This is a genomic window from Streptococcus halichoeri, from assembly GCF_019774635.1.
Taxonomy (GTDB): Bacteria; Bacillota; Bacilli; order Lactobacillales; family Streptococcaceae; genus Streptococcus; species Streptococcus halichoeri.
The window spans coordinates 940,062-955,050 of the sequence record NZ_CP081502.1 but is presented as its reverse complement, the minus strand read 5'-3'; the positions used below and the strand labels follow the sequence as shown (position 1 = coordinate 955,050).

At 41.9% G+C, this 14,989-nt stretch carries 18 protein-coding genes; 4 read left to right on the top strand and 14 right to left on the bottom strand.

Annotated elements, in window-relative coordinates; translation table 11 throughout:
• The 9 genes from xerD to K5J94_RS04535 all read right to left on the bottom strand — a co-directional run bounded on the left by xerD (nucleotide 1) and on the right by K5J94_RS04535 (nucleotide 6,208).
• Nucleotides 1-744 (bottom strand): site-specific tyrosine recombinase XerD, encoded by a 744-nt coding sequence (gene xerD / locus K5J94_RS04575; protein ID WP_159564665.1) that lies wholly within the window; start codon nucleotides 742-744, stop codon nucleotides 1-3.
• On the bottom strand, nucleotides 728-1,207 hold the full coding sequence (gene cbpB, locus K5J94_RS04570) for a cyclic-di-AMP-binding protein CbpB (protein ID WP_159559974.1): 480 nt from the start codon (nucleotides 1,205-1,207) through the stop codon (nucleotides 728-730). The genes xerD and cbpB overlap by 17 nt, the downstream gene beginning before the upstream one ends.
• Nucleotides 1,204-1,725: a metallophosphoesterase gene (locus K5J94_RS04565; RefSeq protein ID WP_159564663.1), complete on the bottom strand. Its 522-nt coding sequence runs from the start codon at nucleotides 1,723-1,725 to the stop codon at nucleotides 1,204-1,206. Before K5J94_RS04565 ends, cbpB begins: the two co-directional genes overlap by 4 nt.
• Entirely contained in the window at nucleotides 1,704-2,696 is a 993-nt protein-coding gene (locus tag K5J94_RS04560; protein WP_221913773.1) for a nucleoside-triphosphate diphosphatase, read from the bottom strand. The genes K5J94_RS04565 and K5J94_RS04560 overlap by 22 nt, the downstream gene beginning before the upstream one ends.
• Nucleotides 2,690-3,484: a glutamate racemase gene (gene racE / locus K5J94_RS04555; RefSeq protein ID WP_159544939.1), complete on the bottom strand. Its 795-nt coding sequence runs from the start codon at nucleotides 3,482-3,484 to the stop codon at nucleotides 2,690-2,692. Before racE ends, K5J94_RS04560 begins: the two co-directional genes overlap by 7 nt.
• 169 nt (nucleotides 3,485-3,653) lie before the next feature.
• Complete coding sequence (locus K5J94_RS04550; RefSeq protein ID WP_159544937.1) at nucleotides 3,654-3,896, bottom strand: YneF family protein; 243 nt, start codon at nucleotides 3,894-3,896, stop codon at nucleotides 3,654-3,656.
• 331 nt (nucleotides 3,897-4,227) lie between these two features.
• A complete protein-coding gene (locus tag K5J94_RS04545) occupies nucleotides 4,228-4,917 on the bottom strand; it encodes a Bax inhibitor-1/YccA family protein (protein WP_159544935.1) in 690 nt (229 codons plus the stop codon).
• A gap of 13 nt (nucleotides 4,918-4,930) precedes the next feature.
• Nucleotides 4,931-5,431, bottom strand: coding sequence for an HD domain-containing protein (locus tag K5J94_RS04540; RefSeq protein ID WP_159564659.1), 501 nt, complete (start codon nucleotides 5,429-5,431; stop codon nucleotides 4,931-4,933).
• 39 nt (nucleotides 5,432-5,470) lie between these two features.
• Entirely contained in the window at nucleotides 5,471-6,208 is a 738-nt protein-coding gene (locus K5J94_RS04535) for a TrmH family RNA methyltransferase (protein WP_159564657.1), read from the bottom strand.
• A 90-nt stretch (nucleotides 6,209-6,298) separates the two neighbouring features.
• Here K5J94_RS04535 and K5J94_RS04530 point away from each other — a divergent pair, with 90 nt between their 5' ends.
• Nucleotides 6,299-6,577, top strand: coding sequence for an acylphosphatase (locus K5J94_RS04530; protein WP_159564655.1), 279 nt, complete (start codon nucleotides 6,299-6,301; stop codon nucleotides 6,575-6,577).
• 81 nt (nucleotides 6,578-6,658) lie between these two features.
• Nucleotides 6,659-7,600 (top strand): membrane protein insertase YidC, encoded by a 942-nt coding sequence (gene yidC / locus K5J94_RS04525; protein ID WP_159542758.1) that lies wholly within the window; start codon nucleotides 6,659-6,661, stop codon nucleotides 7,598-7,600.
• 1,032 nt (nucleotides 7,601-8,632) lie between these two features.
• Here the strand turns inward: yidC and hpf are convergent.
• The 3 genes from hpf to K5J94_RS04510 form a co-directional block, all read right to left on the bottom strand.
• Nucleotides 8,633-9,181, bottom strand: a complete 549-nt coding sequence (gene hpf / locus K5J94_RS04520) for a ribosome hibernation-promoting factor, HPF/YfiA family (protein ID WP_159542761.1) — start codon at nucleotides 9,179-9,181, stop codon at nucleotides 8,633-8,635.
• Between the two features lie 73 nt (nucleotides 9,182-9,254).
• Nucleotides 9,255-9,917, bottom strand: coding sequence for a ComF family protein (locus K5J94_RS04515; protein ID WP_221913663.1), 663 nt, complete (start codon nucleotides 9,915-9,917; stop codon nucleotides 9,255-9,257).
• The gene (locus K5J94_RS04510) at nucleotides 9,917-11,212 is read right to left on the bottom strand and encodes a DEAD/DEAH box helicase (protein ID WP_221913661.1); all 1,296 of its coding nucleotides are present in this window, start codon (nucleotides 11,210-11,212) and stop codon (nucleotides 9,917-9,919) included. Before K5J94_RS04510 ends, K5J94_RS04515 begins: the two co-directional genes overlap by 1 nt.
• Before the next feature lie 57 nt (nucleotides 11,213-11,269).
• Here K5J94_RS04510 and K5J94_RS04505 point away from each other — a divergent pair, with 57 nt between their 5' ends.
• Both K5J94_RS04505 and cysK read left to right on the top strand, forming a co-directional pair.
• Entirely contained in the window at nucleotides 11,270-11,905 is a 636-nt protein-coding gene (locus K5J94_RS04505) for a YigZ family protein (RefSeq protein ID WP_159564649.1), read from the top strand.
• A gap of 112 nt (nucleotides 11,906-12,017) precedes the next feature.
• Nucleotides 12,018-12,944 carry a cysteine synthase A gene (gene cysK, locus K5J94_RS04500; protein ID WP_221913659.1) on the top strand — a complete coding sequence of 309 codons (927 nt, stop codon included), beginning with the start codon at nucleotides 12,018-12,020 and terminating at the stop codon, nucleotides 12,942-12,944.
• 279 nt (nucleotides 12,945-13,223) lie between these two features.
• Here cysK and K5J94_RS04495 read toward each other — a convergent pair whose 3' ends face one another.
• Entirely contained in the window at nucleotides 13,224-13,580 is a 357-nt protein-coding gene (locus tag K5J94_RS04495) for a S1 RNA-binding domain-containing protein (RefSeq protein ID WP_159542777.1), read from the bottom strand.
• Complete coding sequence (locus K5J94_RS04490) at nucleotides 13,580-14,980, bottom strand: bifunctional Cof-type HAD-IIB family hydrolase/peptidylprolyl isomerase (RefSeq protein ID WP_159542780.1); 1,401 nt, start codon at nucleotides 14,978-14,980, stop codon at nucleotides 13,580-13,582. The genes K5J94_RS04495 and K5J94_RS04490 overlap by 1 nt, the downstream gene beginning before the upstream one ends.
• Nucleotides 14,981-14,989: the final 9 nt, after the last annotated feature.

The window sequence follows — 14,989 nt, the reverse complement described above, 5'->3', positions numbered from 1 at the left end:
TTATTTAAAATACTTTTCCAATGTGACTGGACTTTTTAACCCTAATTGCTGACTGATAGCCAAGAGAGAGGCCCCTTGGGCTTTTTGGGCTAGGATAAATTGCTGGCGCAGACTCTGAGCCGATAGATCAGCACAGTTAACAGCCACCAAAAAGAGCCGCAATTGTTGAAAGTACCACTGCCTGGAATAGGGCTGTCCGTGATGCTCAATTAAATAAGTCTTTTGGCTATCCATAAAAGGGGCTAAAAAGGTTGGCAATAATTTTGGCAGACTTAAAACTTGCACCTGCTTAGCAGTACGTGTACTGAGTACATTGAAATTCAGGTCAATATCATCTTGTTTAAGCATAGCAATCTGACTAGGCGTTAATCCCAAATGGTAGATCAATAAGGCAATTAATTGCCCTACAGTGTGTTTACTTTCTTTTTCCAATACAGTCAAATCACGTAATTGGTAGTCTTGTTCACTACTGCGCTGTAAACGAATAGCTTCATCTAGTTGCATAAAACGGTCACAATAGCCGATTTGGTAGAGGTAGTGTAAAAACTGATTAACTGCTGAATACTTGCGTTTTCTAGCAGACAAACTAAGCTGGGCGACCGATTGTTTATAAAGTTCTAATTTAAAGGGCGTTAGTTGGTCCCTAGTCAGTGCCAAAAACTGCTTTAGGTCGTAACGATAAGCCTTTTGCGAGTTAGTACTCAACTGTCGACTTGTGAGAAAGTCCTCAATTAAATGAATCATCTTCTTTTTTGGTTATCGTGTAATCATCGGTAAAATCATGCAAAAGACTGTTTAGGGCCTTAAGAATGGATTTACGGGTAATAATTCCTATAAACTGATGTTGTTTATTAACAACAGGTAAGAAAGGATAGTCCACTAAATCGTGCATGATATGAGTTAAAGTAGCATCCTCAGGAATTGCCTGAATTTTAGTGTTCACCATATTGCCAATATCTATTTGACTCATTTCCCAATCAGTCAAGCCATGTTTTTGTTGGAAATTTAGAATGTCAGAAATACTGATTGTCCCTTTGAATTCTTTATCTTTAGTGATAACGGGAACACGTGAAAAACCATTACTCACTAATAAGAGCATCACGTGGTCTGAATTATGTGTATCAATAAAAATGGCAAGGTCATCAGCTGGCAGTAAGTAACTATCTAAATGTTGAAGGATAAACTCCTCAAATGGTTTTGCTATCATCGTCTAAATTCCTTAGAGAGTTGTGGGTATAGTGTATGGTGAAGCGTATAAAAGTCAACTGCGATTTTTTCATCTGTCAAGGTTATATAGGCATAAAGCTTCTCAGAGACTTCCCCACGGGGCTGAGCTACAGATCCGGGATTAATAAAGACAGTGCCTTGACTTTGCCAGGCCGCCGGTCGGTGCAAATGGCCGTATAAACAAAGGGTTGCTTGGGCTTCTTGCGCTAAATAACCTAATCGATCCCAGGTAAAATTAATGTGCTGTAAGTGCCCATGGGTCTGAATAATCCGGTCTTGCCCTAAAGAAATGGTTTGGGTAGCTGGGTAATCAGAATCATAGTCACAATTGCCTGCAACGACAAAAATACCTTGCCAAAGAGGATCGCAAGCCAGCAGTTCCGAGTCGCCATTGTGAAAAATAGCATCCACCTGGTTTATATACTTGGCTTTAATATCTTCAACCACTGCACGATCGCCATGTGAATCACTCATGACTATGATTGTTTTGCTTGCCATGCTGGAAACACCTCCATTAATTTTCTCACCGCTTGCCCTCGATGGGACAGACGATTTTTTTCTTCTGCTGAGAGCTCTGCTGCATGGCGCTCACCTTCTCCAACAATAAACAAAGGGTCATAGCCAAAGCCGTTATCGCCTTTTGGTTCTGTGGCAATGTAGCCAGGCCACTCAGCTTCGACCACTAAACTGTCTCGATCTGGAGCTGCCACCACCAAAGTGGTATGAAATTGAGCAGAGCGTTTATCCTTATCAAAGACCATCGCTAATTCATGAAGGAGCTTGGCGTTGTTCTTGGCATCAGTGGCATCTGGCCCTGAAAAACGTGCTGACCAAACCCCTGGTAGGCCACCTAACACGTCAACTTTTAAGCCAGAATCATCAGCTAAGACCATCTTTTGGGTCAGCTTGGCAATAGTTTCTGCTTTTAAGCGGGCATTTTCTTCAAATGTCATTCCTGTCTCTGGGACTTCTGGTAGTTCTGGATAATCATTTAAGTTTTCCACCTGAATGCCTAGAGCACCAAATAGGGTACGAAATTCTTTTGTCTTGCCTTCATTTCTAGTCGCAATTAAAATGCTATCACCCATACCTGGTGACTCCTGCGAAGCCAAAAAGGCTGTGCTCGGTAAGCCCGCTTGTGGTAAATGGACAAGTCTGATCGTCTCACCTTCTTTGACGATGAAAGCCCCCTGGTGCTGAACTAACTCAAAGTTACGTTTGGTTTCGTGATTGATCATATCAAGCAAAAAACGAAACAAATGAAGGTCAGAGGTAAAGCGATTGACCGAAACACTAAAGCCGCCTTGGCTCTCATCAGTAACGGGCACAAGCATATCTAATTCTCGGATGATTTGCCAGATAGGCGGGGCAAAAAGCGTCCGATCTAAAATGTGCAAATCATTATAGCCACCCCAACAGCCAACAAACCAATTCTCTTCATCTTTATATTCGTAAATTGTTGTCATAATGTTACTCGCTCCACATTAATATCTTCTTCTAGCCACTCAAGTGCAATGTGCCGGAATCGCTCTACGCTAGCGGTCGTATAAAACAAATTCTGCCTGTCTTTGACCAATCGACTGGCATTAATTTGGAAATAATTTAACAAAACAGAAACATCCCGAATACACTCAGCTCCGCTATCAATCAGCCGAACATCTGGCCCCATAACATTTTGAATGAGGGGACGTAATAGCGGATAGTGCGTGCAACCTAAAATCAAAGTGTCAATACGACCAATAAGGGGTGCCAACGTTTCATAAACAATTTTTTTGGCGACACTTGACTTTACTTCATTGGACTCAACAATAGGGACAAACTTGGGACAAGCTAAACTTGTCACCTGCATCTGAGGCGCTAAAAGCTTAATTTTCTGCTGATAAATATCCGACTTGACAGTCATTGGTGTTGCTATCACACCAATCCTTCCTGCTTGGGTATTTTTGATGGCAGCACTGGAGCCAGGTAAAATAACACCCAAGACAGGAATGGTTAACTTAGCCTTTACTTCTTCCCAGGCAACTGCAGTTGCTGTATTACAGGCAAAGACAATCATTTTGACGTTCTTAGTCAATAAAAAATTGACCATATCCCAAGTAAAAGCCTTAATCTGCTCAGCAGGTCTTGGGCCATAGGGCGCTCTGGCTGAATCTCCAATATATACAATTGTTTCGTGCGGCAGTTGGCGTCGCAGTTCTTTTACAACTGTTAAACCACCAACACCCGAATCTAAAAATCCGATTGGCCGATTATCCATCTTTACACTTTCTTATACTAATAAAAACCCAGTCGGTGCTAGCCAACTGAGCTTTTTTTGGAACCCTGAACAGTTGACATCTGAAATGGTGCCGACAAAGGGGGCCCTTTTGGCATCGTTGTCTGCTCGCTCAAAGCACATACCAGTACCTCAACTTAGCAAAAAGCTTTTATTTTTTTCCTTTTGCTGAAGCTAATTTTGATTGCTTAACAATATTACGATAGGTTTGCTGAACCTTTGCTTCACTTGGTTTTTGACCCATTTGACTCATCATTTCACGGATCGCTTCTGGTGTTAAACGGGGATGTTCACCAATTTCTTTTTCAATTTGCTTGCGTGCAATGAAAATGCCTCCCACTAGGCCGGCACCTAAAGCAAGGATAATCAGTAATACCCATATAGCTGTTGACATATCGTTTTATAATCTCCTCGTTCATTATTCGTCCTATTATATCAAAAAAAATACCAATACACAAACAACAACCTATGGTTAAGAAAGAGCACACTAGCCATTATCAAGACCTGTGCCTACCGCCCCTTATTAGCTTGGCAGAAATTTTAAATAGCTTGAAGCAGGCGGACTATTTGACTTGTCCATCTTTTTTTGTTACCTCACAAGTCAAACACGTGTAAAAAGAGCTGAGCTTCATGTAGTAGCTGACATCAGCTGCTGTTTGACCTTCCTAGCTAGTATGATGAGCCAAAACAAGGCTGGGACGCACGTCCACAGCCTCTTGTTACACTTAGTCATTTCGGCCAAATAGGCGGAGCAGACTAATAAAAATATTAATAAAGTCTAAATACAAGGACAAGGCCAAGGATACAGCCCAGCCATCGCTGACTTGGCCATTTGTTCCTGTGTAAACCCGCTTAATCAACTGGTTATCAGAAGCAATCAGGCCTGAGAAAATCAAGACAGAAGCGATGCTAATCATATAGCTCATGGCATTGCTTTTAAAGAAAAAGTTAATCAACATGGCAATGATGATACCAATCAAAGCTGCAAAGAGAGCTTTACTCATCCCAGATAAATCTTTCTTTGTTTTAGCACCAATCATCGCCATTACAAAGAAGACAGCCATAGCTGATAAGAAGGCTTGAAGAACTGTTGTTTGTGCATAAGCGGCCACAATAAAGCTCAAGGTAAAACCATTTAAGGCCGAATAAACCAAAAATAAGGGTAAGGCCGCCGGGGTATTACGACGAGCTACCCCGCTCACTGTAAAAACAAGGACTAGCTCTAAAATACTAGCTCCCCAATACCACATTGGGTGGTTGGTCAAAATATTTAAGAAATTAGCCTTAAACGGAAACAGCATTAAATAAGAAACAAAGGCCGATAAGCCAATGCCCATACCTACTAAACTATATATTTTAACAAAAAAGCTATTAAGGCCTGTATCTGATTCTTGATAGATTACTTGATTATTCATTCATTTCTCCTTATTAATGGTGGTGACTCTTAAGTGTTTTACGTTTAAAAAAGCGGCGTTTAGCCCAGCGCGTGCGCACTGGTGTCACTGCTTCTTTGATAGCCCAGTATTTATCTACCAGAGTAACAATGTAACTTTCTTTATAGCGCGGAAAAGCAATGGTTGCTCCCCACATATGCTTTAAAATAATATCTTCTTCTTTTTTATTTAAAGGGGTTAATTTGCGAGCATTGCGGACAGCAATTCGCGGATGAACCCAGGCGTGACTCTTATTAAATTTTGTTACGCGCCAATCATAGTAGAAAAAATCATGCAATAGTCCGCCACGCGCTGCACTCTTGGCATCCCAGCCAAATTTACGAGCCATTTTAAAACTCGTATAAGCAACGTTAACAGAATGTTCAAGACGGGTAGAATAGTGATGTTGCACAATATTGCCAAGTTTTTGAAAGCGCGGGTGTTCAATCAAAGAGCCAACATGGTCCATAAATTCTTTATCTTCTCGATAATCCATATCATATCACCTCACATAAGGTATTATACCATAAGTAGCTTAAATCAGGCTGAAAATAAGGATTCCTGCTGCTACGGCAACATTTAGGCTTTCTGCCTGACCAGGCATGGGGATATGTACCAACTGGTCAGCTTGCTCAGTCATATAATCAGAAATCCCACGCCCTTCATTTCCTAAAACCAAAGCAAAGGAGGAACTTTTTGCTAAGTCTTGGTAGGCAACCGAGGTGCTTGATAAGGTCGAAGCCAACAAAGGAAGCCTTGCAGCCTGTACACGGGCACAAATCTCTGAAATATCAGCCCGCCAAATCGGCAGGTGAAAATGGCTACCTTGCATGGCGCGCAGCGTTTTTTCGTTGTAAATATCGGCAGTTTTTTGTGAGATAAAAACCCCGTCAAAACAAGCAGCGTCAGCTGTTCGGATGATCGTACCCACATTACCAGGATCTTGAATATCTTCTAAAACCAAGTATCTGCCTGTTAATTCTTCAGGTAGTGGCTGTGTTTCCATTGCTACTTCGGCAATAACCCCTTGGGGCTTAGGAGACTCGGTGAGTTCTTTTAAAACCTCAGGACTAACCACTGTGACAGGCTTAAAATCACTGAGCCGCTCAGCCATTTCCTCAAGAACAAAAAGGTGTTTAAAGGTTTGATTGGCTTTTTGGGCTTCTTCTACCAAATGCCATCCCTCAATCAAATAGGAATGCGTGCGGTATTTCTTTTGCTTTAATTTTTTGGTTTGTTTAATCAAGCTATTTGCTTTTGAGGTTATTTTCATAGCACTATTATACCATAGTTTACTTGGCCCACCTTCTTCAAGACCATCTTTTAAGCTTATGTTATAATAGGAGAAAAAAGGAGAGATCGTATGACCAAAGTACGTATAATTGTCTCTGGTCGGGTGCAGGGAGTGGGCTTTCGCTATGCCACCTATAGCTTGGCACTTGATATGGGAGAAATCTATGGCCGGGTTTGGAATAATGATGATGGAACTGTTGAAATCTTAGCACAGTCTACTGATGCACAAAAGCTGGCTGCCTTTACTCAAGAAATCCGCAAAGGGCCATCCAAATGGGCAAATGTTACCTACGCTGATGTGACTCAGGGGCAATTTTCAGACTATGAGGATTTTCGAATCGGCAAGTAAAATACAGCTACAGAAGTATTGTTAAAAAAACAAAAAAAAAGTAAAATAGATAGGTATCTTATAAGTTAAAGGAAAATGACATTGAAACTAAAATTAAATCGCATCCTATTTTCAGGACTAGCTCTATCCATCCTCTTGACCCTCACTGGTTGTGTTGGTAGAGATTCACACGGCAACCCAAAGGGGATTGTTTGGGACTATTTAGGCAGACCCATGTCACATTTTATTGATTACTTTGCTAATCATGTCGGATTGGGCTATGGCCTAGCGATTATTATCGTTACTATTATTGTCCGGACTGTCATCTTACCGCTTGGCTTGTATCAATCCTGGAAGGCGAGCTTCCAATCTGAAAAAATGGCCTATCTAAAGCCAATTTTTGATCCGATTCAAAAACGGATGAAAGAAGCACAAACTCAAGAAGAAAAACTAGCTGCTCAAACAGCCTTTATGGCCGCCCAAAAAGAAAATGGTGTTAACATGCTTGGTGGCATTGGCTGCCTACCTTTGCTTATTCAGATGCCTTTTTTCTCAGCCATGTATTTTGCAGCCATGTACACAAAAGGCGTTGCCTCTAGTACTTTTTTAGGCATCGCCCTAGGCAGTAGAAGTTTGTTACTGACAGCTATCATTGCTCTTTTATACTATTTCCAATCTTGGTTGTCGATGCAAGCTGTCACTGAAGACCAACGGGCACAAATGAAGACTATGATGTATTCAATGCCAATCGTGATGATTTTCATGTCCTTCAATCTACCAGCTGGTGTTGGTTTGTATTGGTTTGTTGGTGGTTTCTTTAGTATTTTACAACAATTAATCACCACCTATATCTTACGACCAAGAGTGCGCAAACAAATCGAAGAAGATTTCAAGAACAACCCACCCACAGCTAGTACCGCTGGCAAAAGCTTAAAAGACGTCACCAACACAGCAAGCAGCAAGCCAGATACTGGAGCTATTATGCAGACTCCGGCTAAAACAAAATCCAATCGAAATGCCGGCAAACAAAGAAAACGTCATTAGCCGCTAAAAGTCACTTCTACATATACCAGACTTATCTGATTAAAGTCCAAATGATTTAGATAAGGCCACTGGTATCATACAGAAGGTGGCTTTTTTTGCTAAATCAGGCAACTCTAGTTTTCCCACCCATTCCACCTACCCTGACTAACATGTAGTAAGACTAGATTTCCTTTCTTGGAAAATAGCAGAGCAACTGATTAACATTTACATGGGCTACTGCTGAACTTATCAAACAAATACCAATGCAGTAACACCCAAGTGGCTAGGTGACTTGCAGTGAAGATCTATCCTAGCTAAAAGCCCCTACAATCGCAGAGTCAACCAATGTATTTTCAGCTAGTTACTAAAAACTCTACCTCTAAAAAAGGAGCCAAAAGCAAAGACCTACCTCGCTACTGAAGGACCAACAGGCACACAGACACACAGCAAAATTTTGGATAGGTAAAAACTAACCCTTGACACAAGCCCCATACTTAGGTAACTGACCCCTCAGCGAGCCAGACCTAGCTAACACGACATCACTTATACAAGAAACAAGCCAACCGTGTTTTTCTTGGCTCTACAAACAAGAAAAGAAGCCAGGTTGCCAAGCCAAAGTTCCTCTAAAGCATTGCAATGTTAACAAAAATGCCGTGGATAAACCAGTGATTACTCTTAGAAATGTTGACAGGACAGCCTGCTAGGAGTTTTTGTTTTGCAGCGAGAAAATAAAAAAGATTGAAGAAAATGGTCATAATAGACTTTTTCTTCAATCTAAGAGGACAACTTAGGGTCTTCTTCTCTCGATTCGTTGAGCTGCTGGCTACGATTAATAATAAACCAGGAATAAGAGGGGCCAGACCTGCTCAATTATTCCCTTTTGCATTTGGTCACAACGCTACATAGCTACATTGTTCATGCTAACCATCACTAAAGTTCACAACGATGAATGTTTTTTCCTTGCAAATGGGTGCTCTTAGCAAATCAACCATTTTCTAGTTCTTAAGTAAGCTACTTCTCAGCTATTAGCTTAAGGGCAGAAGTTAGATCAAGTTATTTTGCTTCAATCAAGCCAAGATTTCCATCTTCGCGGCGGTATAGAACATTTGTTGCACCATCTTCAGCATCGGTATAGATGAAAAAGTCATGCCCTAACAGTTCCATCTGTAAACGTGCTTCTTCAATGTCCATTGGTTTTAAAGTCACATTTTTGGTACGAACAATCTTGATTTCTGGTGCTTCTTCGCTTGCTTCTGCTTCAAATTCGCTTGTAAAGACGTGACTAGCAGGTCGTTTTTCACGATGCTTCTTTGCAATTTTTGTTTTGTTTTTGCGGATTTGGCGCTCAATCTTATCAACTACCAAATCAATAGAGCCATACATGTCTTGTGAGACATCTTCGGCACGAAGGGTCATGGAACCAAGCAAAATGGTTACTTCAACTTTTGCAGTTTTTTCTCTATATACTTTTAGATTGACACGGGTATCAATTTCATTATCTTCGGTAAAATATCTTTCAATTTTAGTAAGCTTTGATTCTACATAATCGCGAATAGCGTCGGTGACTTCGATGTTTTCTCCACGAATACTGAATTTAATCATAGGATACCTCTTTCTTGCGCTAGTAGCGCTTTCTTTATATTAATTATACCGCTTTCATGAAAATTTGCAAGTTTTAGCGTGCCAGTGAAAAACTTTTGATGGTTGTAACTCCTGCTTGTTTTAAGAGATTGGTCAGCTGAAAGATTGTGGCTCCAGTGGTGTAAACATCATCAACAAGCAGGATCTGCTTGGGAGGCTTTGCCTTAAGAAAAAATGGATTCTCGGTCATCAAGCGCGCTTGCCTACTTTTGGCAGACTGGCGTTGGCTGGGATATTTGCCAAATACCTGATGATAGGGGACTTTTGCTTCCTCAAGCAGAGCCACTACTTGATTAAAGCCCCTGCTATTTAACCGAACCTCATCAAGTGGGACTGGTATGATATGGTAAGTATTTTGATAAGGTTTTAGGGCCTTTCGAATTGGCTTTATAAATGCTTTTCGTAAGAGAAAATCGCCCTGAAATTTATAGGCTTTAAAGTAGTCCTTCATTGCTTGGTTGTATTTGTAAAGAGCGAGATGATCCACTTTATGCTGATAATCGAGTTGCCATTTTTGGCAGTCCTGGCAGGGAGACTGGCTGCTGACCTTGCAACAGTGCATACACAGCTCGCCCTTAAGCTGATGAAACTTTTGCTGGCAAGCTAAACAAAGATAGCTTTCTTGATTAAAAAACAAGAGGATGGCTAACAGGCTTTCATTGCTGTCAGAGTTGTTTCCACAAAGTAAGCAAACCACTAAAAACCTCCTAATCGATTCATCTGTTTTATCTCGCGCCTGGCTAGCAGCATGGCAAGGCTTTGACCATCATGGAAAAAAATCAAACTTCCCGTTGGACGCTCTACTGAACGTCCAACCCGCCCAGCAATTTGGACAAGACAAGTTCTTGGAAAGAGGTGGTGATTAGCACCAACCACAAAGACATCAACGAGAGGAAAAGTCACGCCCCGCTCTAAAATCGTGGTAGTCACAAGAATCGTAACCTTGTGACTACGAAAAGCCTCAATTGTCTCTTGCCGCGTGGCGCTTTGACTCGACACGATTCCAATCGTCTCCTTGGGGAAGGCCTGCTCTAAACAATGGGTAAAGTCTGCACCGCCTTCAATTGTCGGGTAAAAAATCAAAAGTGGAAAAGTGCTCTGGCGTTGTTTTTTTATTGCTGCCAAAAGGGCGACTGGGAGCTGGCCCTTTTTGATATGCTTCATGAGTCCTGGAATCCACTGAAATTGCGGAACAACCAATGGCTGATTATGAAAGCGGCGTGCCAGAGTTAGTTTTTCCATAGCACCCTGCCTTACCGCCTTTTGAAGGGAAGCGGTTGCTGTTGCCGTAAGGAGGATAATCCGTCCTGCTCTTTTTTTAGCCTGCTGAATGCCAAATTGTAAAACTGGATTGCCAGCTAAGGGAAAGGCATCCACTTCGTCAATAATCAGCAAATCAAAGGCCCGAAAAAAGCGGAGCAATTGATGCGTCGTAGCAATAAGGAGTTGACTAGCAACATAGTCAGGAGACTGACCATGCAAAAGCACCACAGGACACTTAAAGTCTCGCTGAAGACGGCGGAAAAGCTCAACACATACATCAATCCGTGGACTCGCTATACAAACACTGCCACCTTGATTAATCACCATGGCTGCAATCTCATAAATCATCTCGGTCTTACCGGCGCCTGTAACAGCATGAACCCAACTGTCTTTACCTTTTTGATAGTGCTCTATAAGCCCATCTGAAATTCGCTGTTGTTCTTTGGTCAGATGACCCGACCAAGCTAAACAATCTGTCACAGCAAACGCAGCTGGCGCAAAACGATATAAATAATCTCCTTGCGTCAGGCGACCAAAAGGCAAGCACTGACGACAATAAATGCGACCATCAGGTAAGCGATCTTTGCTAGCGATACTAGCACAGCGGCAACAAATCAGCTGGCCACGGTGTTTCTTAAAAGCTGGAACAAGCTTGGCCAGAGCCTGTAATTCGGGACTCAAGTCCGCCTGAGTTAACTGACGACCTGCAACTCTCAATAAATCTTCCATACCTTATTATTCGAAAAAAACTTTGCCAAATATGCTCATTTACAGTAAACTTTTGATATGCTTAATTATCTTACTATCAAACAAAGTGGGACAGTTGAAACCACTATCAAAAAATCGCGTTTTATCACACACCTAGCACGGGTTTCTAATGAAGAGGAAGCCAGGGCCATTATCGCAGCAATCAAAAAAAATCACTATAAGGCTAATCATTCCTGCTCTGCCTTTATTATTGGTGAGCAAGGAGAATTAAAGCGCTCTAGTGACGATGGTGAACCTTCTGGAACAGCTGGCATCCCCATGCTCAGCGTGCTTGAAAAGCAAGGATTAACCAATACCTTAGCCGTGGTTACCCGTTATTTTGGCGGTATTAAACTAGGAACTGGTGGCCTTATTCGTGCCTATTCTACTTGTGTTTCTGAAGCTATCGCAGAGCTTGGCCAGGTAGCCATAAAAGAACAAGCAGGCATTGCTATCCAACTGAGCTATTCCCAGTACCAACGCTATGAGCCATTTTTGGCAAAGCTTGGGCTAGAAGCCGGGAAAATGGAGTTTGGCCAAGAAGTGATCGCACAGCTCTTTTTTGCACCCGAAAAAGAGAAACAGATTACAAAAGAATTGATTGATTATTACCAAGGTCAGGTGAGCTTTGAGAAAATAGCACCACAAATTATTGAAGTGCCTTTTACGAAGTGATAGGCTTTTCTTATCAAAGTGATTGAAAACTTATATTTTACAGATAATTTCATTGGCTTTATACTTAATATAGCTAAAAATGCATAAATGGGATATAAAAAGGAGATTTTCTATGGCAGCACTTTATCAATCCATCACGGAACTGGTCGGTCAAACACCAATTATAAAACTACACCATTTTACCAGCGACCAGGATGCCGATATTTACGTTAAGCTTGAGTCCTTCAATCCAGGCTCATCTGTCAAAGACCGGATTGCCCTAGCTATGATTGAAGCAGCAGAAGCTGATGGTACGCTTAAACCTGGTGACACCATCATCGAACCAACCAGTGGCAATACCGGGATTGGTCTAGCCTGGGTAGGTGCTGCCAAAGGCTATCCTGTTATCATTGTCATGCCAGAAACGATGAGTAAAGAGCGGCGCCAACTTATCCAAGCCTACGGAGCTGAGCTTGTCTTAACACCAGGTGAACAAGGAATGAAGGGTGCTATTGCCAAGGCGCATGAACTGGCCCAAAAACGTGGCGGCTGGGTACCACTACAATTCAACAATCCAGCTAATCCTAAAATCCACGAAACAACAACCGGTAAAGAGATTGCTGAAGCCTTTACCAACATTGGTTTAGATGCTTTTGTTGCTGGTGTCGGGACTGGCGGTACCATTAGTGGTGTCTCGCACGTGCTCAAAGAAACCTTCCCCAATATTCAAATTGTCGCGGTGGAAGCAGATGAATCTGCGGTCTTATCTGGTCAAGAACCTGGTCCTCATAAAATTCAAGGCATTTCAGCTGGTTTTATTCCAGAAACATTAGACACCAAAGCTTATGATGCCATTACTCGTGTGAAGTCACAAGACGCACTCCTAACAGCCCGTCAAGTTGGACATAAAGAAGGCTTCCTCGTTGGTATTTCATCAGGAGCTGCTCTGTATGCAGCCATTGAATTAGCTCAAAAATTAGGCAAAGGCAAAAAGGTCCTCGCCCTTTTACCCGATAATGGCGAACGTTACCTTACCACAGAATTGTATCAAGCAGACTAAAAACTTTCAGCTAGGATCGCCTTGACTGCCAAGCCAAGACAAGTCTAGCTGTAGATCAAGAGGTCTTTGCTAACAGAGACAGCCACCCTCTTAGGCAAGTAAGATTTGTCTTTACTTAGCCTGAGAGGGTGTTTTTTTGCTTCATTGTCAACTGTGGTCGGTGACAATAAGCCTTTTAAAAAGCCTCAAAGATGACTTTAAGGCACTCCTACTACTAAAAAAGATTGAAGAAAACACCAGCCCAGGTAGCTATCTCCAATCTCAGGTATGTCATGGTTACTAAGAGCCTTTTAAATCCTTTAAGGCCTGATTAATCCAGTCGGGCAGTTGTTTAGCAAGCGGCTCAAAGCCAAATGTGTAGCGACTATTGGAAAAGCGATGGTGAGATCCCACATGATGTTTTTCTTCTTCTAAAGAGCGTAAAGACAAGCTCGCCTTACGATTATACTCATCATAATCAATAACCTGAACATAGACCTGATCACCAACTGCAACAAGCGCATGAATATTCTCAATATAACCAGTTTTTAATTCTGAAATGTGAATTAGTCCTATTTTACCATTTTCTAAAGCAACAAAGGCACCATATGGCTTAATTCCGGTGATTGTCCCCCGGTATTTATCGCCAATTTTCATTAGTCTTTTACCTCGATGGTTTGAATCGTAACATCTTCAAGTGGCTTATCTTGAGCACCTGTTTCGACCGCGGCAATCGCATCTAGTACGCGGTAAGATGCCTCATCTACCAATTGACCAAAAACGGTATGGCGCCGGTCAAGATGCGGTGTCCCGCCTTTTTCAGCATAAACCGCCGCAATAGGAGCTGGCCAGCCACCACGTTCTAATTCTTTTTGGGCGTAAGGAACTTTAGCATTTTGCACGATAAAGAATTGGCTACCGTTTGTATTTGGACCAGCATTAGCCATTGAAAGAGCCCCACGAATGTTATATAGCTCATCAGAAAATTCATCTTCGAAGGCTTCACCGTACAAGGACTGTCCACCCATGCCGGTACCAGTTGGGTCCCCTCCTTGAATCATAAAGTCTGGGATAATCCGATGGAAAATAATGCCATCATAGTAGCCTTCTTTCGCTAAACCTAAGAAGTTAGCTACTGTCTTAGGGGCTTGATCTGGAAACAGCTTAACCGTCAAATCCCCATGGTTTGTTTTAATGACAGCTAGCGGTCCATCAACTGTTGTCACATCCAACTGTGGAAAATCTAATGTCTTTTCTATCAATCCTAATTCCTCCAAGGCATACTTAATGCCATCTTCTTCTACTTTTTTTGTCACAAAGTCAGCTTTTTCTTTAAGCTGCGGATGGGAGACGCCCATAGCAACACTGATGCCAGCATAGTCAAATAATTCTAAGTCATTGCGTTCATCCCCAAAAACCAAGATATTTTCTGGCTTTAGACCTAGATAATCAACCACTTTTGAAACACCCAAGGCTTTTGAAGTGTCTTTTAACACGACATCAGATGAGTGGTCATGCCAACGAACAAGGCGCAGATGTTTTGCTAGATCTTGTGGTAATTGCAGAGCATCACCTTTATCTTCAAATGTCCACATTTGATAAACATCATGTTTTTCGTTAAAATCAGGGTCAACTGCCAAATTAGCATAAACATTATCAATAGCATCGCTGATGATTTGGTTGCGTTCTGATAAGACTGCCTTATGACGACCAGCCATGCCGTAGGCAATACCGACAGCATTAGCCCACTCCTTGTAGCGTACAACTACTTCTGCTGGAATGGGTGCTTGAAAAATAATCTTTTTTTGATCATCTTTGGCGTAAGCACCATTGAGTTTGACACAGTAGTCGGCATGGAGAGCCTGAACTTCTGGAGGTACGCCGTAGCGGGCACGACCAGAAGCAATACCAGTCAAAATCCCCTTGGCCTTGAGTTGCTGGAAAACCTGCCAGATAGAATCCGGCATGTAACCAGTGTCTTTAACCCGAAGGGTGTCATCAATATCAAAAAAAACCATTTTTATTTTTTTGGCTTTATATTTTAACTTTGCGTCCATTTTTCCCTC